Origin of the sequence: Endozoicomonas sp. ALD040 (assembly GCF_049275945.1) — a bacterium.
In the GTDB taxonomy this organism is placed as follows: domain Bacteria; phylum Pseudomonadota; class Gammaproteobacteria; order Pseudomonadales; family Endozoicomonadaceae; genus Endozoicomonas_A.
On the sequence record NZ_CP184829.1, the window covers coordinates 1996091 to 2019992 of the forward strand.

The window sequence follows — 23902 nt, forward strand, 5'->3', positions numbered from 1 at the left end:
CTGAAGTATTCAGCTGTCTCTAGCCCAAAAAACATATAACTTTCACTCTGTAAAAATGCCACAGCGTCACATTTTCTCTAAATAAGTCAGAAATCAGGTTGAAAAAAACATAAATGCAAATGATAATGATTCTCAATTGCTTTAGAGTTTATAATTATGAGTGCTTGGAAAGAGAAAATTTGTCAGGGAAACCATTGTTTCAATCAGCAGCATTGGCATTTAGCAGAAAAAGCGTATCTGAATGCAGCCAGAGAACTTGAGCAGGAATGGTTCACCAACCTTACCGATGTGCCACTCATGATGGCCTGGATTGCCAATATGCATAATCTGGCAACCCTCTATGAAACCACCCAGCGTCCGCAAATGGCCAGCCCCTTCTTTGTTCAGCCTTATCAGCGCATTCTGATTCTGATGAGAGAGGAAAATCTGCCAGGAGAATTCCAGAGCTCCCTCCTCCATGCCATGCGCACAGTCATTATTCCTCTGCTGGATTTCTCAAAGCGTTACCCCATCTGTGAATGTTGTCAGAAGCAACTTGAAAAGATGAAGGGCTGGCTGAACCAAATGCCTTCCTGCCAAGCATTTCCCTGCGATAAGGGTTCATGTCAATCGACACTCAGGAAAAAACAGTTATCCGGATCTCAGACTATTCATTGAGATAGGAACCACCCGACTGGACTTACAAAATCTGTTCAGGACATTCAAGCGAGTAAGGAAATACTTAAAGTGTTAAAAAAAACTGATCCCCTCACCCTGCTGTTACCCATGTTCATTCTTGCCAGTGAGCCTGTTTTCGCTCACCCAGGTCATGATCACGGCCACTGGTCTGCCGGTCTGATTCACCTGCTGTGGATTGCCCCTGTGATTCTTGCCACTGGCTTTGCAATTTATCGCCTCGGGAAAAATAAACACTTAAAAGGACAAAAATAATGCTTTACAAATTACTCTCATTTCTGGATCGCAAGGTCACTTTTCCCGAAGTCTCTGCTCATTGCGATATTCCCTGCAAAATCTATGACCCCTCAACAGCCCAGATAGCTGCTTTGACGATCATCCGCATGGTGGATCTTATTCAGGACCTTGAAGCCAAAGACAGCCTGACTGTTGATGATCAGGCGACACTGAACAGATTGGTTGCCCAGAAAGAAGAACATGGTTTCAAGGTCAAGGAAGAAATACGTGTTATCTGGGGGGACTACATCAAAACACCCCAACTTGAGCAGTTTCCTGAGATCCATGAACTGGCTCACAGTATTATGCTGACGGCATCCAGAGTTAAACAGAATGTAGACAAAGATGCGGCTTTGGATTTGTTGAAAAAGGTTAACCGCTTTGCTGAGATTTTTTGGGCTACCAAGGGAGTGAAGACCTATACCACCACTTGCCCTTACCCACCAGAGCAAACTGTGGTTTACCCACAGCTACAGGCAAACTAAATGCTTTTGCTGAGCATCCATAAAGTTCGGGGAGATAGCATGTCTCCCCGCATCCCGGATAAAAGCTATGCCCTGATCCTCCGTACCCCCATAGCGAATCGGCTTGGCTTTATGTTACCCAGAGTCGGCGATACACTGGTGGTCGAACACGACAGTTTAGGCACGATTATTAAAACAATGGTAAAAATAGATCGTCTGGGGCGCTTCTGGTTGAAAGGGGATAATGACAGCAGCGTCTCAATGCATGAAATGGGTCCGATCAGGCTTCGACAGGTGATTGGAAAAGTGGTGCTAACCGTAAAAAATAAAAAGCCAGCAGAAGCAGCTACCTATCAAGGTTGAACCGGAAAGTTCAATCTGGACATTTACCTCTGACTCCCACGCTCCAGAGACTATCGTAAAAGTAGCAAACAAAGCTGAGACACGGCAAAAAGTGGCGAAAAAGCGCAGTTTACAGCGAGTAAATGAACATTTTGAGCCACTTTTTAACCCAGTGTCAGCGAAGCGCAACGCTTTTGCGATAGCCTCTTCAGCGTGGGAACGAGTTGTTGAAGTTTTACGACACCTTCTTTAAGGCGGGGAGGATGTGAACTCTACTAAATGCGCTCTGTATTGTTGGCTCCTGGACTCTTCCAAAAGATGCTATTGCCGTGGGAGGCGTGGAAACAGCGACGAGGCTTGCCAGGGAGGCTCCCTCAATGTTCAACGGTTGCAGCATAAGATAAGTGTTGGAGGTTATGTTAACTTTTTGAATGTAAATGAAATGACCAGTTTTTCAGAATGTTTATCGACCAGCAATTAGTAGCTGGCCGTTTTATTTGAACAACTGGCAACATTTCAACGCCTGCCCGAACGGTGAAGCTGCTTCAATACACCAGTACACATCCTGGTCAGCCCGTTCATTAACGATATCAGTGGAAATGTGCAGTTATAGGCTCCAAGATTTAACTGATCATCAATATTTAAAAAATTTTTCTCGCTTAGAAGCTTGCCAGCACCATAGGGATAGAGCATTTCACTCAGGCATTTATTATTTTTTACATGATTCAGGTAGCAGTCGGCCGGGTCATATTCACCCCCGGTGAGCTGATCAAAGCCTGACTCACAAGGCTGCAGGGCCGTCCAGTAGAGCACCACCTGCGCTACCCGGCCAAGCCATTCCCGGTACTCCTGATCTTCCCGACCCAGGAGGGATTGGAGGTGATTAAGTGTGGCAGGCCCAGGCAACAGTCCTGAGAGGAATTGATTGCAGGCTGATTCAATAAATGTGGCCGTTTCCTTAAGTGCCTGAGGGTTTTTATAGTGATAACCATCATCCCTCTGGCGTAAACGTGACCGTACCAGAACCGCTGATACAATGATCTCACAAATGCTATTAGCCAGAGCAACACGCTGTGAAACTATGGGCGGATAACAGTGGTCGAGCGTGTCTTTCTGCCTTAAACAACTCTGGATATCGCCAAAGGTTTCATAATCACCCAGGTCACGCATGCCACAGTGCCCAAAATCAATCTTATCAGTCGCAAGAGTATTCCACGCCGCCAATTTGCCAGGGTGAATATTGTCGTGCATTAGATTCATGGCTGCATGCAAAGCGACCCAGCCCCGACCGTAATTTGTATCGTGCAGGCACTGCAGCATACTGGTCGGCACCAGCCCCATGCTGGTCATGTAACCGGCATCGTGACAGGCCTTCAGGATGCCCTGCTCCGGGCGCTCCCGGGGGCAGTCACCGTCTGCTTCTGGCGAATAGGCATACCGGGCATAGGCGGCAGGTGCTGTATAGGAAAAGACATTGATATACTCTTGATTAAATCCGCAACGAGCGCAACACTCGCTGTTATGGATAAGGTTCAAGCTACCTTGTCAAACACTTAAGAAAGACATTTCTGGCACCGTTGATATCACGATCAACGGTGAAGCCCTCACCCTTTATAATTTTGGAAGAACCTAATTTTTCGTCAATGGTCCCGTTCCATGATTGAGTCTTGGATGTATAGGCTTCGTTGCAATCAACTACATGCTTTCCATACTTTTTTGCGTACCACTTAAGCCGCTTTTTGAATTGCTAGTGATTGAGGTCAAGCATCTGGCGGCAGGTGTTACGGCGAATGGTGCGAACCTTCTTATCTTTGCGTGTGACCATACCTCTTGTCTCAAAGGTTGGCAAAAATACAACGTCGTAGTTCGACACCAACTCGAACGCCAGCCGGTTATGCAGATCAAGAACAATGTCATCCTTTTTGCATTTCAGCCGGTCAATTTCCCTGTTGAAATGAATAATCCGATCTCTTGCCCACTGGGGCATATCGGGGAACTTAACGCCCTTCTGCGTGTTCAGGATTTTTTGCTTTTGACTGATCAAGCTGTCCACTTGCTTCATCAGTGGGAACAGCTTTGTTTTTGCAACGTTATCACCCGCTATCAATGCCTCTTTTTCGCTGTAGCAAGTGGCAAAGGTGCGAACTCCGGGGTCAACTCCAACGCATCTAACCTTCCCTTGGATTTCGGGATTTAGCTCAATATGTTGTTGAACCTGAATGAACCAGCGACCTTTGTCGTAGGTTATGACACAAGACTTGCCAATCGCTTCTGTTGGCACATCTTCTGTCAGGTGAATCTTGCCAAGAGCCTGTACGCAGGGATTTAATCCCTTTGGGAAACGGTCAATAGAGAATGAGTGCCTGCTACCTTTGCGGCTTTTGAAACTGATTTCTGCAAAGCCCTCTTTAGCTCCCTTGAGCTTCTTGTTGTGCTTGCAGACCGCTTTGAATGTAGTCGCTGCCGCCAGTGCTCAAGGAGTATCCCCCCGCCTGAAATATCAATTATCAAAAAATCACAAACGAAACCAGAAAAAGGAATTTTATCAAGAAACCCTTGCAAGATAATCAAACACACGATATATACAATTACATAGTCGTATATTCCGCCGTCTTTCCAAAGAAAATAACATAAGTACCTGTTTTTATTGTAATAGTTAAACAGAAAAATAATGCTATTCAGTGTCAACACTTCTCTGATGCCGTATAAAAAAACACCACTATTCACAAAATAAATAGCAAAGATAAAAACAACAGGATTGTCACAAATGTTCACAAATCACAGAATGCAGTCACCGGATCGGCATGTCTCTGACTAAAAACGCCGATCATCAAAACACGCTGATAACGTCGTGAAAACGGAAGGACTGATTATGTCAAACTACCTGAATGATATTGACGCAATTGCTTCACTGAAAGCTACTCAGGGCTCTTCCTGGGAAGCGATCAATCCCGAATACGCTGCTCGCATGAAAGCGCAGAACCGTTTCAAAACCGGTCTGGATATTGCCCGCTATACCGCCAAAATCATGCGCGAAGACATGGCGGCTTACGACGCAGACACTGCAAAGTACACCCAGTCCCTGGGCTGCTGGCATGGATTCATTGGTCAGCAGAAGATGATTTCTATCAAGAAACATTTCAACAACACTGACCGTCGCTACCTTTACCTGTCTGGCTGGATGGTTGCTGCACTGCGCTCCGAGTTTGGTCCTCTGCCAGACCAGTCCATGCACGAGAAAACGTCAGTAGCTGGCCTGATTGAAGAACTCTACACCTTCCTGCGCCAGGCTGATGCCCGTGAACTGGGCGGTCTGTTCCGCGAACTCGACTCTGCTCGCAAGGCTGGCGATACCGCTAAAGAAGCAGATCTCCAGAGCCAGATCGATAATCACCAGACACACGTTGTGCCCATCATTGCCGACATCGACGCTGGTTTCGGTAACGAAGAAGCCACTTACCTGCTGGCTAAGAAAATGATTGAAGCCGGCGCCTGCTGTATCCAGATCGAAAACCAGGTTTCCGACGAGAAGCAGTGTGGTCACCAGGACGGCAAGGTAACCGTTCCTCACGAAGATTTCCTGGCCAAGATTCGCGCTGTTCGCTACGCGTTCCTGGAACTGGGTGTAGACGACGGGGTGATCGTTGCCCGTACCGACTCCCTGGGTGCTGGCCTGACCAAGCAGCTGGCAGTAACTAACCAGCCTGGTGATCTGGGTGACCAGTACAACAGCTTCCTGGATGTTGAAGAAGTCACTCCAGAAAACATGAAAAACGGTGATGTGATCATTAACCGTAACGGCAAGCTGGTTCGTCCCAAGCGTCTGCCCAGCAACCTGTTCCAATTCCGTCAGGGTACCGGTGTTGACCGTGTCGTTCTGGACTGCATCACTTCTCTGCAGAACGGCGCTGACCTGCTGTGGATTGAGACCGAAAAACCTCACGTTGGCCAGATCGCCGAGATGGTTAACAAGATTCGTGAAACCTGCCCGAACGCTAAGCTGGTTTACAACAATTCACCGTCCTTCAACTGGACTCTGAATTTCCGCCAGCAGGTATTCGATGCCTGGAGCGAAGAAGGTAAAGACGTTTCTGCTTACGACCGTGCTCAACTGATGAGTGCAGAGTACGACGCAACAGAACTGGCCCAGGCGGCTGATGAGAAGATCCGTACCTTCCAGGCAGACGCTGCCCGTGAAGCAGGCATCTTCCACCACCTGATCACTCTGCCAACTTACCACACTGCCGCGCTGTCCACCGACAACCTGGCTAAAGAGTACTTTGGTGATCAGGGCATGCTGGGATATGTTGCAAACGTTCAGCGCAAAGAAATCCGTCAGGGTATTGCCTGTGTTAAACACCAAAATATGGCTGGCTCAGACATGGGTGATGATCACAAAGAATACTTCTCTGGTGATGCTGCACTGAAAGCGGCCGGTGAAGACAATACCATGAACCAGTTCGGCTAAGCTGAACAGTCAGGCTAAATAGTTCGCCTCCCCCGCGTGAAATATCACGCAACCATTCAGGGCAGCTTCTCGCTGCCCTGATTTATTTTGACTGAGCAAAGCCCTGATTCATTGAGTAGACTTAGGATCAGCTCACCCCGGACGGTGTCCGTAGACGCCGGACACTGGGATCAAACCTTAACACAACCTACCAAACTATTACGTACGACACCCCTTTTAACAAGAAAATTTATTCACTATTTACGAATAAATTATCAAAAATTCTCATTTCAAAATTATCCATAACAACCTCCACACACCCACAGAGACTCGAACATGACTGCACGTAAAAACCGAAAACCCGAAAGATTTCCACACACAAAACATACCACCTATATAGTTAATTACCCTTTTAACTTAAAATCACATACTATACGTGATCAGTACTCATGCCCGAGTACCTCTCATGGATGAAGTCCGGATTGAGCCGGATCACAGAGGCCCAGGTTATGAAAGAAGGGTCAGAAGAAACACAGTGTTCTGACAAGCGTCGACTCCCGTATAGACAGACAGCTTTGATCCATTGTCGTGCTCAGTACGGGTACGATGAAAAACGACGGTGAAGGCACAACTACTGATCGGCAGCCCACGTCTGCCAGAACATTTTTATAGCTACACTAGGTGACCGATATGCGGATAGGGATCCCTGGAGAGATTCAGGAAAACGAAAACCGGGTAGCCGCTACGCCTGATACAATAGGCAAGCTGCAAAAGCTCGGTTATGACGTCATCGTTGAGAGTGGAGCTGGTATCAAAGCCAGCTTTGATGATGCGGCTTTTAGAGAAGCTGGCGCTCAAATCGCAGAACGCTCAGAAGTCTGGGGTTCCGATATCGTTCTGAAAGTGAACGCACCAACAGACGACGAAATAGCTCTATTAAAAGACGGCGCTACCCTCGCCAGCTTTATCTGGCCCGGCCAGAATGAAGAGCTTATGAACAAACTCAGCCAGCGCAACATCAACGTGCTGGCTTTGGACAGTGTACCCCGTCTGTCCCGCTCCCAGTCACTGGATGCACTGAGCTCCATGGCTAATATTGGCGGTTACCGGGCTGTTGTTGAGGCTTCCCATCACTTTGGCCGCTTTTTTAATGGTCAGATTACCGCTGCTGGCAAAATACCACCTGCCAAGGTCATGGTCATTGGTGCCGGTGTTGCAGGTCTCGCTGCCCTGGGTGCGGCTGGCAGCATGGGTGCTATTGTTCGGGCTTTCGACACTCGTCCTGAAGTTAAGGAACAGGTAGAAAGCATGGGCGCTGAATTCCTTGAGCTGGATTACGAGGAAGAGCAAGACTCTTCCGACGGCTATGCCAAGGAAATGAGCCAGGCCTTTATTGATGCCGAGATGGCCCTGTTCATGGAACAGGCCAAAGAGGTCGACATCATTATCACCACCGCCCTGATTCCCGGTCGACCGGCACCCAAGCTGATTCTGGAAGACATGGTTAAAGCCATGAAACCAGGCAGTGTTATCGTCGATCTGGCTGCCCAGACCGGTGGCAACTGTGAATGCACAGAAAAAGACAAGGTTGTGGTCAAGCATGGTGTTACCGTCATCGGCTACACCGACCTGCCCAGCCGACTGCCAACCCAGTCATCGCAGTTATACGGCACCAACCTGGTGAATATGCTGAAACTGATGACACCTGAGAAAGACGGCAACCTGGTCATCGACTTTGAGGACGAAGTAGTCCGTGGTCTCACTGTCGTGAAAGAGGGCAACATTACCTGGCCTCCACCGCCTGTTAAAGTCAGTGCAGCTCCGGTAGCTAAACCGACGCCAAAGGTTGATGAAGTCAAGAAAGAGAAGCCTTCAAGTCCCTGGCTGAAACCTGCCCTGATCGCCGCAGGTGCCGCCATCTTCGGATGGGTTGCCCATTCAGCTCCGGCAAGCTTTCTGGAACACTTCACTGTATTCGTTCTGTCGTCCATTATCGGCTACTACGTCATCTGGAATGTTACTTCTGCCCTGCACACACCTCTGATGAGTGTGACCAACGCCATCAGCGGCATTATTGTGATCGGTGCCCTGATGCAAATGGGGAGTGACAACAATATTATTCTGGCTATGTCGGGCATCGCCCTGTTAGTGGCCATGATTAATATTGTCGGTGGTTTCGCTGTGACCCAGCGGATGCTCAAGATGTTCATCAGAGATAATTAATCGCAGCGGGAGTAAACAGGAATGTCACAAGGATTATTATCGTCCGCCTACCTGATAGCAGCGCTGCTGTTTGTCATGAGTCTGGCAGGCCTGAGCCGTCAGGAGTCTGCCAAGAGCGGCAGTCTCTATGGCATGGTCGGTATGGTCATCGCCGTTCTGGCCACACTGGGTTATGCACACCTCGAAGGCTTTACCTTTGTCACCATTATGATGATTGTCGGAACAGCCACAGGCCTCTTCCTGGCCAGGAAAGTGGAAATGACCGAAATGCCCCAGCTGGTCGCCATCCTGAATGGTTTTGGCGGGCTGGCAGCGGTGTTGATCGGCTTTTCAAGTGCGATTGAATCTTCAGAATCACTGGTCAAGGCGGCTTCCGAGCTGGTGTCGTCTACCGAGCAACTGATTCACAGCATTGAAATATTCATTGGCATCATCATCGGTGCAATCACTTTCAGTGGTTCGGTTGTTGCCTGCCTGAAACTGAATGGAAACATCAACAGCCGTCCCGTATCACTGCCTGGTGGCCACTGGACTAACCTGGCTTTGATTGTTCTGGCCATTGTGATGGGGATTATCTACATACAGCAGGACAGCATTCTGGCTTTGATCATCATGACAGGTCTGGCCTTTATTTTTGGTATCACTCTGGTTATGGGCATCGGTGGTGCTGACATGCCGGTTGTGGTTTCCATGCTCAATGCGTACTCCGGCCTGGCCGCTGCTGCTACTGGTTTTATGCTGGGCAACAACCTGCTGATTATAACAGGTGCCATGGTGGGCTCTTCAGGCGCAATTCTCTCCTACCTGATGTGTTCAGCAATGAACAGATCCTTTATATCGGTAATTCTCGGTGGTTTTGGCACCGAAGCTGGTACTGTAGCGGAAGGTGAGGAACAGGGTGAATACACCGAGGTCAATGTAGAAGAAGTCGCTGAAATGCTCAAAAGCGCTTCCAGCGTGATCATCACTCCCGGATACGGAATGGCTGTCGCCCAGGCTCAGCACCCCCTGAGAGAACTGGTCAATAAGTTGCTGGCCCAGAATATTAAGGTACGCTTTGGTATTCATCCGGTGGCTGGTCGTCTGCCAGGTCATATGAACGTTTTGCTGGCCGAGGCAAAAGTGCCTTACGATATCGTTGAAGAGATGGATGAGATTAACGACGACTTTACCGAAACGGATGTTGTCCTGGTGATTGGTGCCAACGACACTGTAAACCCGGCGGCGTCTGAAGATCCGGGCAGTCCGATTGCAGGCATGCCTGTACTTCGTGTCTGGGAAGCAGAAAGGGTCGTCGTATTCAAACGCTCTATGGCTACAGGCTATGCAGGTGTCCAGAATCCCCTGTTCTTTAAAGACAATTCTCGTATGCTTTTCGGAGATGCCCACAGTACCGTCGAAGGTATTCTTAAGCAGTTCTGATCTGCCCCCCCGGATAGAAAGCCATTCTTCTATCCGGGTAGAAACAAACAGATGTCGACAGAACAGGGACCCTGCCTGAAATTATGACCCGCAACACTTAATGCTCATCATATTGCCTCCCTTGCACTGGAGCTTCAGATAATGAGATATCAGGCGTTGATGCTTCAGGCACCGGGGCTTCAGAGGCTGAGGCTTCAGAAACCACGGCTTCAGGTGAAGCTTCGGGTATTGAGGCTTCGGGTACTGAACCTTCAGGTAATGAACCTTCAGCTACTGAGCCTTCGGGTACTGAGCCTTCGGGTACTGCGCCTTCGGGTACTGCACCTTCGGGTACTGAAGCTTCAGGTACTGCACCTTCAGCTACTGAACCTTCGGGTACTGCACCTTCAGGTACTGCACCTTCAGGTACTGCACCTTCAGGTACTGCACCTTCAGGTACTGCACCTTCAGGTACTGCACCTTCAGATAGCTGGATTAAAGGCAGCGGGGACAGAACTATAGTCAGTCTGCTACTCTCCGCGAAGGGCACGTTATGAAAATAAGTGGGTGACCAGTTACTTTGACTGTCTGTTTTCACAGGACCGTATTCTTTACCATCTACAGACAGTGTAACCTGGTATGGCTGTTCATCAGGATAATAAAATCTACCTCCTGCAAACACACTAAAAGTGTAAGTAGGTTTATACACATCGGAACTGTCTATGGACCAACCGACACTACCCTGAGGATACCTGGCATCAGTGGGATGAGCATCATCATTTACATTCTGGAAACCGATATTGGTATTGACGGGAATGTAAACACCAGACTTTTCGACAAAATCCAGTTTGACCGACAAGCCATTCACCTTCCTGAAGTGTGTCAGTCCACTGTACGCAAAGCCATCAGCTTTGGCACTGAAACCGTAACCGAGCCCTACCGTTTCATCTCTGAAAACCACATCTGCCGCAGACGCAAAACCGGAAAGAAATATACTAACGGGTACAACCAGTAAAACTTTCATGATTAAAAAAAGCCTCTTCTGATGTGATAACCCTGAAATATCATTAAGTCGCTTTCACCAGAATCAATTTCGCATCAATGATACTGGCGCCATCGTTTATTGAACTGTACAAAAATAAACGAACGTCACATGCCTACTTCTTGCCAGCCCACTTTCGTCTAACAACAAAATGTATCACTTGCAAAGCGGTAGAATGAGAAGCTAGACACTTTATGATATTTCCGGATTAGACCACCGCTCAATTATAGATACTCATTTCTATAACTGCTTTTTTTACCGTAAAAAATATTTTGTTAAGCCACCCCACCATTACAGATCAAGAGAATCAATTCTGGAAATGGCCGTCCTGAATGACTTTCCAAATACCGGCATTTCTGCCCTGATCCAGTGAGTCTGTCAATCCGCTGCACTGGCACAGAGCCCGCCCGAAAATCAGAGGCCGCGAATATTTTCAGCTTCCAGCTCGGCAAAGTATTTCAGGGTCTTGACTCGCAGTTCCATGGTGGCATCTTCATCACAGACGATCATGGCTTTCGGGTGCATCTGCATGGCAGAAATGGTCCACAAATGGTTCACAGAGCCTTCTACCGCAGCATGGAGGGCATAAGCCTTATCCGCGCCAGTGACCAGAATCATGACTTCACGGGCATCCATCAGTGTGCCTACACCAATGGTCAGAGCCAGATTGGGTACCTGATTGATATCGTTTTCGAAGAAACGGGAATTGGCCTGACGGGTCTTGTCAGTCAGGGTCTTGATACGGGTACGTGAAGACAGGGAAGAGCCTGGCTCGTTAAAGGCAATATGGCCATCGTGACCAACTCCACCCATAAACAGATCAATGCCGCCACAGGATTTGATCTTGTCTTCATAACGCTGGCATTCGGCTTCCAGGTCTTTCGGATTTCCATTGAGCAGATTGATGTTTTCGTGTCGGATATCAATATGTTCAAAGAAATTCTTAAACATGAAGGTACGGTAGGATTCCGGATGATCGGCGGGAATGCCCACGTATTCGTCCATATTGAAAGTCACTACATGCTCAAAGCTCACCTCGTCGGCATGGTTCATCTCAATCAGGTTCTTGTAGGTAGCCAGAGGCGTACTGCCTGTGGGCAGCCCCAGAACAAAGGGTCTGTCTGCCGTTGGCTTGAACTTGTTGATCCGTCTGACAATGTGCCTGGCGGCCCATTTGCCCACGTCGGATTTTGCGGATAGAGGAATTAAGCGCATAGTTTAATCTTCCGGTTGTGGACCTTCTGAATTCTGTTTAGCCGGACGATGGACATTTGTCACTCTGTTTTCGGCATGATGTAACCGGTTACACTATCATTTCTACAGATAACGGCCTATCTCACAGATCAATGTTTTGTGCAAAAGATACGAATTTCTCTGAAACAGTTCGAGCAGCTGGATACTTTACTTTCCGAACCCACCAGCGACCTCTTTAATAAAACTGACAGTCCTGACTCAAAAAGTATATTCTTTACAGTCCACCTCTCTTTCTGGTTAGTCTTCAATACATGCGCATTCTCCACACGTCTGACTGGCACCTTGGCCAGCACTTTATAGGCAAGAGCCGTGAGCCTGAACATCAGGCATTCATTTGCTGGCTGCTGACAACCGTTGAAGAGAATTCTGTGGATGCCATCATCATTGCCGGTGATATTTTTGATACCGGAACGCCGCCCAGCTATGCCCGAACACTCTACAACCGTTTCATTGTCGACCTGCAGAAAACTTGCTGTCAGCAGCTGATTATTGTCGGTGGCAACCATGACTCGGTCTCAACCCTGAATGAGTCCAGAGATTTGTTGGCCTGCCTGAATACCCATGTGGTGGGTGGCGTTACGGAAAACCCGGAAGACCAGATAGTGGTTTTAAAGAACCATCAGGGAGAACCCGGCGCAGTGGTCTGCGCTATACCGTTTATCCGACCCAGAGATGTTCTGGAAAGTCAGGCTGGTGACAGTGACACCGATAAACAACAGGCTCTGCAGAACGCAATTGCCAGGCACTACCAAAAAGTATTTGAACTGGCCTCTGACAAAAACCTGCCAACCGTGGCTACAGGACACCTGACCACGGTCGGTGGACAAATGTCTGAGTCGGTGCGGGATATTTATATTGGCACCCTGTCGGCTTTTCCGGCCAGTGCCTTCCCTCCGGCAGACTACATAGCCCTGGGGCACCTGCACCGCGCCCAGAAGGTTTCGGATCAGGCACATATCCGTTACTCAGGCTCCCCTATCCCGCTCAGCTTTGATGAAACGTCCTGCCCTAAACAGGTGGTGCTGGTTGACCTTGAGCCTGGCACTGCGCCAGAAATCAATGAACTGGCAGTGCCCATCTTTCGTTCCCTGAAAAGCCTGAAAGGCAGCCTGAAGACCATTCAACAGTCGCTGGAGAAGATCAATGACGACTCTCCACTCACCACCTGGCTGGAATTGGAAGTCAGCACTGACGACTACCTCACCGATCTGCAAAAGCCTATACAGATCATGCTGGAGGGCAGAAATCTGGAAGTACTCAGGGTCCGTCGAAAGCGTGAAATCAACAGTGCTGCTCTACAAAGCGAAAGCAAAGAGACGCTTGACGAACTTGATGTCGCTGAAGTGTTTGCCCGGCGACTGAACGACGAAGATCTTGATGAACAACGCACAGCCAGTCTCAGCCGGGCGTTTAATGAAATCCTTGCCACTCTGGATGATCCGGATGGTGACAGCAAAACCGCCAGACTTGAGGACGAGAAGGAGTTAATGGCTTGAAAATCCTCAGTTTACGTTTGAAGAACATCAACTCGCTCAGAGGTGAGTGGAAAATTGATTTCACCGAAGACAACTTCCGCAACAACGGTCTTTTTGCCATCACCGGTCCTACAGGTGCGGGAAAAACCACGCTACTGGATGCCATCTGCCTGGCTCTTTATCACCAGACTCCCCGACTGAGCACGGTTTCTACCAGCGATAACGAGTTGATGACACGTCATACGTCAGAATCCCTGGCGGAAGTGGAGTTTGAAGTTCAGGGACAGGGTTATCGTTCTTTCTGGTCCCAGCGGCGGGCCAGAGGTAAGGCAGACGGTAAATTACAAAGCCCACAGGTAGAGTTGGCGAAACTCGATGGCACCATCATTACCAGCCGCATCCAGGACAAACTAAAGATCGTCAGTAACATTACCGGCCTCGACTTTGGTCGTTTCACCAAGTCCATGATGCTGGCCCAGGGGGGATTTGCCGCTTTTCTCCAGGCCAGCGCCAATGAACGGGCCGAGCTTCTGGAAGAGCTGACAGGCACGGATGTCTACGGAGAAATTTCCCGCCGGGTGTTTGAGCGTGCACGGGCAGAACAGGAAACACTCAACCTGCTTCAGGCCAGAACCGAAGGCGTTGAACTACTGGACGACAGTGTTCTGGAAAAGCTCACTGAAGAACAGACCGACCTGACAGAATCCAACAGCAAGATACAGAGCCAGACGGATGAACTGAACAAACAACATATCTGGCTGGAAAAGAAAGCAGAGCTTGAGCAAGAAAAGCAAACATCCCGGCAGTTACTCCAGCAAAATCTGGAACAGCAGGAAGCCAACCGTGAAACGCTGAAAAAGCTGGACGAATCGATTCCTGCCCTGGAAATAAAGCCGGTTTACAATCAGTTATTGTCTCTGAAGGCAGCGGCGGCTCAGCGTCAGAAACAGGTGGATGAATTGCTGGAGAAAGAACAAACACTCAAGCAAACCCTGACAAAAAAAGAGCAGGCCAGCAAAAGTGCGCAGGAAAACCTCAGACAGGTCAAACAACAAAAAGTGGAAACCGAGCAACTGATCGCAGATCAGATCATTCCTCTGGATCTTAAAATAGCCGAGGCCCAACGCAGTCAGGCCGAGCTGTATGAAGCACAGAAAGAACTCGGTAAAGCGCTTCAGAGCCAGCAAGAAAAGCACTCAACACTGCAACAGAGTCGACAAGAGCTTCAGCAGTCTCTGAAACAGGCTTCTGAATATCTGGCTCAACATACTCATCATGAGAAACTGGCAGAGAAGCTGCCTCTCTGGCATTCGCAGTTTGATCAGAGAAAGTCTCTGATAGAGCAGATTAATCAGCTTAAACACAGGCTGCAAGAACACCATACCCGGAATAAGCAGGACAGCACCCGGCACGAGCAGTTGCTGGAACAGCAAAAAGTCACTCAGGAACAATTAGCCCAGTCTCGTGACCTGCTTGAGCAAAAGCAGGCTCAGCGTCAACACTGGCTTCAGGGTCAGGAAGAGCCTTTACTCAGGCAACAACAACACGCCCTGATGGAGAAAGTACCCTTATGCCAGCAGTTGAAAACTCTGCTTAAGCAACATCTGGAAAGCCAGGTCAGCCTGCGTACAGAAAAAACGACATTGGACGAAAACAAACGGCAACTCACCACTGTTCAGACAGAATTGACTCAACAAAGGGACCTTTACAGAAAAGAAGCTCAGCATCTGAAAGATCTGGAAACCCTGCTACTTCAAGAGCAAAAAATTGCCAGTCTCAGTGAACATCGTCATCACCTGAAAGAAGGCGACCCCTGCCCACTCTGTGGTTCAACAGCACACCCTGCTGTGCAGCGTTATCAGCAGGTAGACGTTGATTCCACTCAAAATCGGCAGGAGGAAAAGAAGCGGCTTGTGACAGAACTGGAACAGCAGGGAACCCGGAAAAAGCAGCTGGAAACAGAACTGAAAACGCTGTGCAACACTTCAGAAAAACGCATTCTCGAATTACAGGACCGACAGGCATCGACGCAGACAGAATGGCAGCAGCTTTGTCAGTCACTGCAGATTCAACTCAATATCTCTGACTCTGAATCGGTTCATAGCTGGCTGGACAGCACCAGAGAGCAGCTGATAGCCATTAATGAACAGGTCAAGCAGTTGGACGCAATCAACCAGCAACTGCAAAGTGCCGAAAAGGTGGCTACCCGGGAACAGCAGCAGCTTGAGCAGAAACAGTCGCAACTGGCTCTTTTGCATCAACAGCTGAGTCAAGCGTCAGAACAGATCGAAACACTGAGGCAGCAGCTATCCCGACACGAACAGGAACTGGGCCAGCTGGAAGCAGCCCTTCATCAGTCAATGGCAACGGCGCTTCCGGCACTGGAAACGCAGGACACTTGGCTTATGAGCCAGAAAGCGTTGAAAGATCGCTGGCAAACATGCCATCAGCAGAGTCTTGAACAACAGCAGGCATTGCAAACGCTCAATCATGAGATGCAAATGCTTGAGCAGAATCTGCTTCAGTCCCGACAGCAGGCCGATCAATTAAACCGGCAACTGGATCAGATCGACAGAGAGCAGGCTGATCGCAAAGACGTGCGGTTCACATTGTTTGGAGAACTGAAGGTGACCGAGGAACGCAGCAGGATCGAGCAGGCCATAGTCACCGCCGAACAAAACCTTAAAAACGCAGAAACGCAGTTGCAAACAGCACTGCGCGCTGAGAGCGAGCTGTCCGGCTCTATCCGGCAACATCTCAATGACCAGAAAACTCACCAGTCAGAACTGGAGCAAAAAGAAGCACACTGGCAGACCACTCTGGAAGACAGCCCCTTTGATTCCAGCGAACAGTTTCAGCAGGCTCTGCTTGCTCCTGAACAACGTAGCGAACTGGAAGCATTGAAAAGCACTCTGGACAGGGCCATTGCCAGCAGTAGCGAACGTTTCAAACTGGCTGAAGCCTCTCTGGAAAAACTATTGAAAGAGGCCCTGACTGAACAAGCCGCTGAAGATATCCTGACCTGCCTGAAACAACAGACAGCAGAACTGAGCCTCAACAATCAACGACTGGGTGAAATTCGACAGGCGCTCACCGAAGACCAGAAAAAGCGTCAGCAGTTGTCTGACTGGGTAGATGAAATCAGCAAACAGAGAGAGCAGTTTGCGGTATGGGAACATCTCAATAGTCTGATCGGCTCGGCAAAAGGCGACAAGTTTCGTAAATTTGCCCAGGGACTGACACTCGATCATCTGATTTATCTGGCCAACCAGCAGTTACAAAGGCTGCATGGTCGTTACCAGCTGCATAGAAAAGCGGTCGAAGCCCTCAGCATGGAAGTCATTGATACCTGGCAGGGGGATACCGCCCGGGACATCAAAACTCTCTCGGGAGGAGAGAGCTTTCTGGTCAGTCTGGCACTGGCACTGGCCTTGTCCGATCTGGTCAGTCACAAAACCAGCATTGATTCCCTGTTTCTGGACGAGGGCTTCGGCACACTGGACCAGGAGACACTGGAAATAGCGCTGGATGCCCTGGATAACCTGAACGCTTCAGGAAAGATGGTAGGGGTCATCTCGCATATTGAATCGTTGAAAGAAAGGATTCCCACACGTATTGAAGTTAGGAAAGAGACAGGGCTGGGTTACAGCTCTCTGGACAAACACTATGCCGTCGTCGGATAGACGGCATTAGCTTCTGGTCAAAGGACAGAAAAGCGGGCGGTGGCCCGATTAAAAGACCCGAAAGATCTCTTGAAAGGTAGCGTTATCTCGATCGATAACCCAACGGACCCGGTATCAGATAACTGGGAAGTGCTTTAACGATTGCATAAGATACACGTACGCTGATCGAGGCTGTCGCAAAACTCTAACAACTCGTTCCCACGCTCTGAGGGTGTCGCAAAACTCTCTCCAGCCTGGGAACGAGTTGACTCCCGTCATTCCCGGCTTCATTCTCGTCATTCCCGCGAAGGCGGGAATCCACACTGACTCACTACCAGAACCATACTGCCCGATGCCCCCCTGGCCTTGTCATCCCCGAGAAGGCAGAAATCCACCGTTGGCGCTGGATTCCCGCCTTCGCGGGAATGACGACCTCAGAGCATGGGAATCAGAGTTTTGCGACACCCACTGATCCTGTCGGTTTCAGATCATTCAGCAAATACAGCCATTTGAAAACTTGAAAGCTAAGGACTCACCAACAGCTTCACTGTTTCAGCCTTAACCTGCGCTGGCTCACCGGTTTCCAGCAATCGTATGCTCTGAACTCTGAGCCCTCTGGCATACATATCCGCAAACCCGTTCACAAAGGACGCTACCGATCCCTCCCTGATATAGATTTCAGCCTGCTGGGCATTGCCCTCTCTGACACCAATCTGTAGACCGCTCTGGTCAGCCACCTGCTGCATCAGCAGCTGCCAGTCTGCCAGATTAATGGGTTCTGCCTTTGGCATGGTCAGTTCTTCCGCCTGAAGCTGAGCTCTTTCCAGCAGTTGGGTCAGCTCCGGTACCGGAGTGACCGGTTTTTCAACCGGTTTGAACTTCACGTACAGGACAGTGGCTCCGGCCAGAAGCAGAACAAACAATAGAATTTTTATGAAGATTTTATTCACGAAACTTCCATTAACGGGAAGAAAAAAACAGTCAGTTTGAATGGTTGATACGACAGAATAACCTCAGAACCGTTGCTCTGAACTGAGCGTAATTATGTTCGGCTATATTCATCACGCAATGTGTGATGAATATAATGGTAACCCTTCCTGCGATGAAAAACCTAACTTCCTGCCTCTGTCAATGGCATCTGACGGTAGTTACTTTGCATTACCTCCGGTTTCTGGTCTACATTGGGCGGTTATGGATTGACTGGTGCAGAGTTGACGATTGAAAACCAATATACAACTGATTACCACAGTTGGATCAGCCAGCGACGGGAGCTGCTGAAAAACAGGCAAGTTGCCGCTCAAGCCGCTGGTTGAGTCGAGTAAGCAAGGGGAAATTTCATCTCCAGGCACCGGGTAGAAGGAGCTACCAATTGTAGCTCCAACCCCCTCAGATCCCGGCGTGCGGATTTCCCGCACCGGGCTCTTCGATATTTGACTCACAGCACAGCCATGGATTTCATTGCCATAAAAGGCAGCATTATCCTCGGTTTCTGTAGCGGCAGAAGCTGCTTGAGGTTATGGTACTTTTCCCATGGAATCTTGCCTTTCCGGCATCGGCTACACAGCATCTTGTACCAGTAGCGGTCAACAAACCGGTAAAGCTTCTCCATACTTCGGAAGTTTCCTCCCAGACCGTAATACGCATAATGCCCTCTCAACCGTCGATTGATCGCTGTCACTTGTTCGTGCAGCGGTTCATGGCGTATTCGTCTCAGCAGTTCCTTCAGTTTGGCTATGCTGCGTCTTAGGCGGGATTTTTCCGTTCTCCTTCCCACCATGAAGTTTCCTTTCAGATTCCTTGTGCAGTAGTGCGTAAAGCCAAGGAAGTAAACCGTTTCCGGTCGTCTTCCCCCACGACTGGCAAAACGTCCGAACCTGACTAACCGGGTTTTATCCCGCTCCAGTTTCAACGCAAACTTCTCCAGTCGCTGTGGCAGCACATTCATGAACCGCTCCGCATCACTGCGATACTGAAAACACACCACAAAGTCATCAATGTACCTGATCAGCCATGCCTCGCCTTTTAGCCGAGGCTTGACCATGCACTCGAACCAGAGGTCAAGTACATAATGCAGGTACAGGTTGCTCAGAACTACGCTGATCGGCCCACCCTGAGGCGTACCTTCTTCACACTCTTGCAACTCCCCGGCCTCCATCACCCCGGCTTTCAACCAGCGCCGTATAAGGTTCAGGATTCTGGGATCACCGACCCGGTGTTCCACAAAACGAAGCAGCCATCCATGGTCAAGACTCCCAAAGAAGTTCTTCAAGTCCGCTTCCAGCACCCAGCTGACCTTTCGGCCTGAAACCACCTCGTTAAAAGTGGACAGGGCATGGTGCGCTCCCAGTCGTGGCCTGCCACCCATGGAACAGGGCAAAAAGTCCTGCTCATAAATAGCATTCAGCACATCAGCAACACTTCGCTGCAAAGCCCGGTCATTGATGCAGGGAACACCCAGAGGGCGCTTTTCCTTTTTTCCCGGCTTGGGTATCCATGCCCTTTTGACCGGCGGTGCCTTGTAGCCTTGCCGATGGATAGACGTCAGTGTCTGTTCCAACCACCGCTTAAAGTCTTTCTTTGTCTCTTCGACAGTCAGCCCATCGACTCCGGGCGATGTGTTGTGTGGAATCTTGTTCAGATTCATACACAGGCTCGCCGGGGTAATATGATGTGCCAGACTTGTAAAGCGAAGTTTCGGATAACTCCGGGCTTTCGCTGCTACCCTCTCCAGTCCCGTTGCCATGGCTGGTTTACCTTCTCACTGCGTAAAAGACCGTAACTCCCTCAGATGTGGAGCCCATGTTTCCCTGGAAAGGCTCAAATACCGCCAGCCGCTTCCCCATGTGACGGGCTCTCCCCGCCTCGGAGTACTATCAGCTGGTCTGACTTCCTGAACGTCATCAAGTCGTTCTTGCTTTACAGGCTCGTCGGACCCTACAGGCTCCGCCTGAACGTTCAGGATCTCCCTTGTTCACGTAAAATCATTCGATAACATGCCGTGGGTACGAACCCCGGAAGCAGTCGGGATGCCTTGTCATTAGCGGAGCTCCCGACTTCCGCTTTCCCCATTGAGAAAGAAGGTCAGCTACTTCAACCACGTTCAATTTCGGGGCTAATTATCCCTTAGCAGACGTTACGGCCTGTTATCACCCTGTCTACGCTTCGCAGTAGTCGTTACCTTCTACCACGCAAGACTCGGTACACGGCTGCCGACCACAGCTTTACCGCGATGACCATTTCAGGTCACAAGATTTTACGCGCTTGCAAGGCGCAATTCTCACGGAACCATACCTGAGAGTCTCCCGTCATACGGCTCTTGATCACACATTTGATGCACGAAGTATGATGTTGGCATCCATCAAGTCTCACATAGACGTCGTCAAACGCCTGTTCAACGTTGGGGCGAGGTAGTGAACAGAGGTTAAAGAAGGGAACAAAAAAAGTGTTGTGTTGTTCAGTGATCATGGCTCTCAGATGTTCCCATCTTCTGAGTTTTTGAAACAGGTGATTGTTTGGCCACAGCGAACTTTGATAGCCGTTTAAATGAACTAATATGCTTTTCTGTATCTAACCCACACGGCTTATTGAGCGACACAGATGTTCTACTTATGTGTGGTATTATTCGCTACCCTCTCCCCTTTGACACTGAAGGCAGACCATTGTCCTATTTGTTTAGCTCCCTTCCATGGCCGAAGTGAAGCGCCTGTGGTCGTCAAAGCCCAATGTTGTGGCTACCGCTTTGATCTGGACTGTATTTCGAGGTTTTTTGTTAATCAGCCCATCGGCTCACGCCGGTGTGCGATGTGCCGGCAAAACCCGATGCCTTTGGTGAATCAGAACACCAGTGAATCTCACCCGGATACATTTTTCCCCGATCAGAGGTTTTATCGTGCCTGTTTAAACGCGGATCTGGATCAGGTGGAGAGGTCTCTGGCGGAAGGAGTCAATGTCAATGCTGTAATGACTGCTGATTTCACTGCCCTGATGCTGGCATCCAGCTGGGGGCACACAGATGTCGTCGAACGCCTGATCAACGCTGGGGCAAACCTTGAAGCTACCCATTCGAATGGTGCCACCGCAATGTTCATCGCTGCTGAGTATGGTAATACCGACTGCGTGAAACTCCTGATCAACGCCGGGGCGGATCTCAACGCCCGGACTTTGGATGGCGTCACTCCGCTGTACGTTGCTGCTGCGAAAGGCAATACCGACTGCGTGAAACTCCTGATCAACGCCGGGGCGGATCTCAACGCCCGGACTAAGACTGGCGCCACTCCGCTGTACGTTGCTGCTGCGAAAGGCAATACCGACTGCGTGAAACTCCTGATCAACGCCGGGGCGGATCTCAACGCCCGGACCAAGACTGACAACACCCCGCTGCACGCTGCTGCTGCGAAGGGTAATACCGACTGTGTGGAACTCCTGATCAACACCGGGGCGGATATCACCGCCCGCACTGAGAATGGCGCCACCCCGCTCTATGCTGCTGCTGAGTACGGTAATGCCGACTGCGTGAAACGTCCGATCAACGCCGGGGCGGATCTCAACGCCCGGACTTTGGATGGCGTCACTCCGCTGTACGTTGCTGCTGCGAAAGGCAATACCGACTGCGTGAAACTCCTGATCAACGCCGGGGCGGATCTCAACGCCCGGACTAAGACTGGCGCCACTCCGCTGTACGTTGCTGCTGCGAAAGGCAATACCGACTGCGTGAAACTCCTGATCAACGCCGGGGCGGATCTCAACGCCCGGACCAAGACTGACAACACCCCGCTGCACGCTGCTGCTGCGAAGGGTAATACCGACTGTGTGGAACTCCTGATCAACACCGGGGCGGATATCACCGCCCGCACTGAGAATGGCGCCACCCCGCTCTATGCTGCTGCTGAGTACGGTAATGCCGACTGCGTGAAACGTCCGATCAACGCCGGGGCGGTTCTCAACGCCCGGACTAAGACTGGCGCCACTCCGCTGTACGTTGCTGCTGAGAAAGGCAATACCGACTGCGTGAAACTCCTGATCAAGGCCGGGGCGGATCTCAACGCCCGGACTTTGGATGGCGTCACTCCGCTGTACGTTGCTGCTGCGAGAGGCAATACCGGCTGCGTGAAACTCCTGATCAAGGCCGGGGCGGATCTCAGCCCCGTCAAGGCTAAGAGTGGTACCACCCCGCTGTACGTTGCTGCTGCGAAAGGCAATACCGACTGCGTGGAACTCCTGATCAACGCCGGGGCGGCTCTCAACGCAGGGAATTCGGACGGCGCCACCCCGCTATTCATGGCTGCTCAGCAAGATAACATCGACAGCCTGAAAATCCTGATCGAAGCCAAGGCAGATATCAATGCGCAAATTGAGGATGGCGCCACCCCACTGTTCGTTGCTGCTGCGAAAGGCAATACTAACTGCGTGAAACTCCTGATCAACGCCGGGGCGGATCTCAACGCTGCCCTGCTGAATGGTGCCACCCCGCTATTCGTCGCTGCCCAGGAAAATAACATCGAATGCTTGCAACTTCTGATCAACGCCAGGGCAGATCTCAACACCCGGATTAAGGGTGGTGCCAGCCCAACGTTCATCGCAGCCCAGAAAGGCAATACCGACTGCCTGATAATCCTGATCGAAGCCGGGGCAGATCTCAACGCTGCCCTGCCGAATGGCGCCACTCCGCTGTTCACCGCAGCCCTGAAGGGCAATACCGACTGCGTGAAACTCCTGATCAACGCCGAGGCGGATATCAACGCCCGCACCAAGACTGGCGCCACTCCGCTGTCCATCGCAACCAAGGAGGGCAATACCGACTGCGTGAATCTCCTGATCAACGGTGGGGCATACTAGCAAGTTACTGATGCTTTGATCTGTTCGGTCGGTTGGATAAGAATACCCCCTGGATGCCCCCTCTGAATGTTAAAGGGAAGCGCCCCTGAGAATCCGGCCTTCCCAGAAACTTCATTCCATCTTTCATGGTTTCTGGCAGAGCTTCACCTTCAGACACTTTCCCGTTCAATGAATAACTGCCGTTAAGATTAAAGCTGAAAACGGCATCTGTTGTCAGAAACTCGGATGACTGGCTAATTTTACCTTCCAGAGTATTTCCCTTACAGGTGAGATCAGCATCTGCTTTACCCAGTTCTACGTTACCCAGAGGACTGCTGATTCGCCCTCTTTCCCATTCCATACGACCATCCAGCTCGACACACCGACCTTCTTCATAGACCAGGGAGTCTACCACCAGATTGATATTACCTCTGGCTGTTGCCGGAACTGGCATGGCTGCAAGCTGCTGTAACCAGCCTGCCGAGGCGTCTGCTTCAAGGTCTTCAACCATCACACCCTGAGGACTGTAGGTCACTGTCGCCTGACCTACAACAGCAGACAAGTTATCGCCGACCTCGAGGTCCGCACTGACCTTTCCGGTGAGCAGTGCAGAAGGCTGGAAATCCCAACTGACTTCCTGAAGCTCGATACCATTGATGGTTAATTCCTGCGCTGAACCCGACCAGACTGAACCTGACAGACCTTCCAGCTCAATCCCCGACATGTTGGGTGCATGACGCCAGACAAAAGCGGCTGGCAACCCTGCCAGCAAAAAAACTGAGTAAGAAACAACGGCCAGTGCAGCCAGAGAAATGATTTTCTTCATA

Annotated in this window: 18 protein-coding genes and 1 pseudogene; 11 read left to right on the plus strand and 8 right to left on the minus strand. The window is 50.1% G+C overall.

Annotation, left to right across the window (positions count from 1 at the left end; translation table 11 throughout):
• The first annotated feature begins 156 nt into the window (after positions 1-156).
• The 4 genes from ACOJUN_RS06590 to ACOJUN_RS06605 all read left to right on the plus strand — a co-directional run bounded on the left by ACOJUN_RS06590 (position 157) and on the right by ACOJUN_RS06605 (position 1778).
• On the plus strand, positions 157-657 hold the full coding sequence (locus tag ACOJUN_RS06590; RefSeq protein ID WP_422135865.1) for a hypothetical protein: 501 nt from the start codon (positions 157-159) through the stop codon (positions 655-657).
• 69 nt (positions 658-726) lie between these two features.
• Complete coding sequence (locus tag ACOJUN_RS06595; RefSeq protein ID WP_422135866.1) at positions 727-930, plus strand: hypothetical protein; 204 nt, start codon at positions 727-729, stop codon at positions 928-930.
• Complete coding sequence (gene sodN / locus ACOJUN_RS06600) at positions 930-1436, plus strand: superoxide dismutase, Ni (RefSeq protein WP_422135867.1); 507 nt, start codon at positions 930-932, stop codon at positions 1434-1436. The genes ACOJUN_RS06595 and sodN overlap by 1 nt, the downstream gene beginning before the upstream one ends.
• Positions 1437-1778 carry a S24 family peptidase gene (locus ACOJUN_RS06605; protein WP_422135868.1) on the plus strand — a complete coding sequence of 114 codons (342 nt, stop codon included), beginning with the start codon at positions 1437-1439 and terminating at the stop codon, positions 1776-1778.
• Between the two features lie 495 nt (positions 1779-2273).
• On the opposite strand, the gene ACOJUN_RS06610 is transcribed toward ACOJUN_RS06605, so the two are convergent.
• The 3 genes and pseudogenes from ACOJUN_RS06610 to ACOJUN_RS06620 all read right to left on the minus strand — a co-directional run bounded on the left by ACOJUN_RS06610 (position 2274) and on the right by ACOJUN_RS06620 (position 4038).
• Positions 2274-3293 (minus strand): hypothetical protein, encoded by a 1020-nt coding sequence (locus ACOJUN_RS06610; protein WP_422135869.1) that lies wholly within the window; start codon positions 3291-3293, stop codon positions 2274-2276.
• A gap of 1 nt (position 3294) precedes the next feature.
• Positions 3295-3492, minus strand: a pseudogene (locus ACOJUN_RS06615) (zinc ribbon domain-containing protein); the annotation flags it as partial.
• A 12-nt stretch (positions 3493-3504) separates the two neighbouring features.
• A complete protein-coding gene (locus ACOJUN_RS06620) occupies positions 3505-4038 on the minus strand; it encodes a hypothetical protein (protein ID WP_422135870.1) in 534 nt (177 codons plus the stop codon).
• A 591-nt stretch (positions 4039-4629) separates the two neighbouring features.
• On the opposite strand from ACOJUN_RS06620, the gene ACOJUN_RS06625 reads away from it, so the two are divergent.
• The 3 genes from ACOJUN_RS06625 (at position 4630) to pntB (ending at position 9849) form a co-directional block, all read left to right on the plus strand.
• Positions 4630-6225, plus strand: a complete 1596-nt coding sequence (locus ACOJUN_RS06625) for an isocitrate lyase (RefSeq protein ID WP_422135871.1) — start codon at positions 4630-4632, stop codon at positions 6223-6225.
• Positions 6226-6894: 669 nt separating this feature from the next.
• Entirely contained in the window at positions 6895-8427 is a 1533-nt protein-coding gene (locus ACOJUN_RS06630) for a Re/Si-specific NAD(P)(+) transhydrogenase subunit alpha (RefSeq protein ID WP_422135872.1), read from the plus strand.
• 21 nt (positions 8428-8448) lie between these two features.
• Positions 8449-9849 (plus strand): Re/Si-specific NAD(P)(+) transhydrogenase subunit beta, encoded by a 1401-nt coding sequence (gene pntB, locus ACOJUN_RS06635; protein ID WP_422135873.1) that lies wholly within the window; start codon positions 8449-8451, stop codon positions 9847-9849.
• 97 nt (positions 9850-9946) lie between these two features.
• Here the strand turns inward: pntB and ACOJUN_RS06640 are convergent, their stop codons facing one another.
• The gene (locus ACOJUN_RS06640) at positions 9947-10852 is read right to left on the minus strand and encodes a hypothetical protein (protein WP_422135874.1); all 906 of its coding nucleotides are present in this window, start codon (positions 10850-10852) and stop codon (positions 9947-9949) included.
• A 432-nt stretch (positions 10853-11284) separates the two neighbouring features.
• Positions 11285-12085, minus strand: coding sequence for a glucosamine-6-phosphate deaminase (gene nagB / locus ACOJUN_RS06645; protein WP_422135875.1), 801 nt, complete (start codon positions 12083-12085; stop codon positions 11285-11287).
• A gap of 290 nt (positions 12086-12375) precedes the next feature.
• On the opposite strand from nagB, the gene sbcD reads away from it, so the two are divergent.
• From sbcD to ACOJUN_RS06660, 3 genes are all read left to right on the plus strand, one after another.
• Positions 12376-13620 carry an exonuclease subunit SbcD gene (gene sbcD, locus ACOJUN_RS06650; protein ID WP_422135876.1) on the plus strand — a complete coding sequence of 415 codons (1245 nt, stop codon included), beginning with the start codon at positions 12376-12378 and terminating at the stop codon, positions 13618-13620.
• Complete coding sequence (locus ACOJUN_RS06655; RefSeq protein WP_422135877.1) at positions 13617-17282, plus strand: AAA family ATPase; 3666 nt, start codon at positions 13617-13619, stop codon at positions 17280-17282. The genes sbcD and ACOJUN_RS06655 overlap by 4 nt, the downstream gene beginning before the upstream one ends.
• Positions 17283-17526: 244 nt before the next feature.
• Positions 17527-17733 carry a hypothetical protein gene (locus ACOJUN_RS06660; protein ID WP_422135878.1) on the plus strand — a complete coding sequence of 69 codons (207 nt, stop codon included), beginning with the start codon at positions 17527-17529 and terminating at the stop codon, positions 17731-17733.
• A gap of 52 nt (positions 17734-17785) precedes the next feature.
• On the opposite strand, the gene ACOJUN_RS06665 is transcribed toward ACOJUN_RS06660, so the two are convergent.
• Entirely contained in the window at positions 17786-18211 is a 426-nt protein-coding gene (locus ACOJUN_RS06665) for a hypothetical protein (protein WP_422135879.1), read from the minus strand.
• A 485-nt stretch (positions 18212-18696) separates the two neighbouring features.
• Positions 18697-20004, minus strand: a complete 1308-nt coding sequence (gene ltrA / locus ACOJUN_RS06670; protein ID WP_422132384.1) for a group II intron reverse transcriptase/maturase — start codon at positions 20002-20004, stop codon at positions 18697-18699.
• Between the two features lie 854 nt (positions 20005-20858).
• Here ltrA and ACOJUN_RS06675 point away from each other — a divergent pair.
• Positions 20859-23096, plus strand: a complete 2238-nt coding sequence (locus ACOJUN_RS06675) for an ankyrin repeat domain-containing protein (protein ID WP_422135880.1) — start codon at positions 20859-20861, stop codon at positions 23094-23096.
• Positions 23097-23100: 4 nt separating this feature from the next.
• Here ACOJUN_RS06675 and ACOJUN_RS06680 read toward each other — a convergent pair whose 3' ends face one another.
• Positions 23101-23901 carry a type II secretion system protein N gene (locus ACOJUN_RS06680; RefSeq protein ID WP_422135881.1) on the minus strand — a complete coding sequence of 267 codons (801 nt, stop codon included), beginning with the start codon at positions 23899-23901 and terminating at the stop codon, positions 23101-23103.
• Between the last annotated feature and the right edge of the window lies 1 nt (position 23902).

Excerpts from the sequence above, each read along its gene's own strand:
- ACOJUN_RS06590 (WP_422135865.1), top strand. The coding sequence starts at position 157 with ATGAGTGCTTGGAAAGAGAAAATTTGTCAGGGAAACCATTGTTTCAAT.
- sodN (WP_422135867.1), top strand. The coding sequence starts at position 930 with ATGCTTTACAAATTACTCTCATTTCTGGATCGCAAGGTCACTTTTCCC.
- ACOJUN_RS06605 (WP_422135868.1), top strand. The coding sequence starts at position 1,437 with ATGCTTTTGCTGAGCATCCATAAAGTTCGGGGAGATAGCATGTCTCCC.
- ACOJUN_RS06625 (WP_422135871.1), top strand. The coding sequence starts at position 4,630 with ATGTCAAACTACCTGAATGATATTGACGCAATTGCTTCACTGAAAGCT.
- ACOJUN_RS06630 (WP_422135872.1), top strand. The coding sequence starts at position 6,895 with ATGCGGATAGGGATCCCTGGAGAGATTCAGGAAAACGAAAACCGGGTA.
- pntB (WP_422135873.1), top strand. The coding sequence starts at position 8,449 with ATGTCACAAGGATTATTATCGTCCGCCTACCTGATAGCAGCGCTGCTG.
- ACOJUN_RS06640 (WP_422135874.1), bottom strand. The coding sequence starts at position 10,852 with ATGAAAGTTTTACTGGTTGTACCCGTTAGTATATTTCTTTCCGGTTTT.
- nagB (WP_422135875.1), bottom strand. The coding sequence starts at position 12,085 with ATGCGCTTAATTCCTCTATCCGCAAAATCCGACGTGGGCAAATGGGCC.
- sbcD (WP_422135876.1), top strand. The coding sequence starts at position 12,376 with ATGCGCATTCTCCACACGTCTGACTGGCACCTTGGCCAGCACTTTATA.
- ltrA (WP_422132384.1), bottom strand. The coding sequence starts at position 20,004 with ATGGCAACGGGACTGGAGAGGGTAGCAGCGAAAGCCCGGAGTTATCCG.
- ACOJUN_RS06675 (WP_422135880.1), top strand. The coding sequence starts at position 20,859 with ATGTTCTACTTATGTGTGGTATTATTCGCTACCCTCTCCCCTTTGACA.
- ACOJUN_RS06680 (WP_422135881.1), bottom strand. The coding sequence starts at position 23,901 with ATGAAGAAAATCATTTCTCTGGCTGCACTGGCCGTTGTTTCTTACTCA.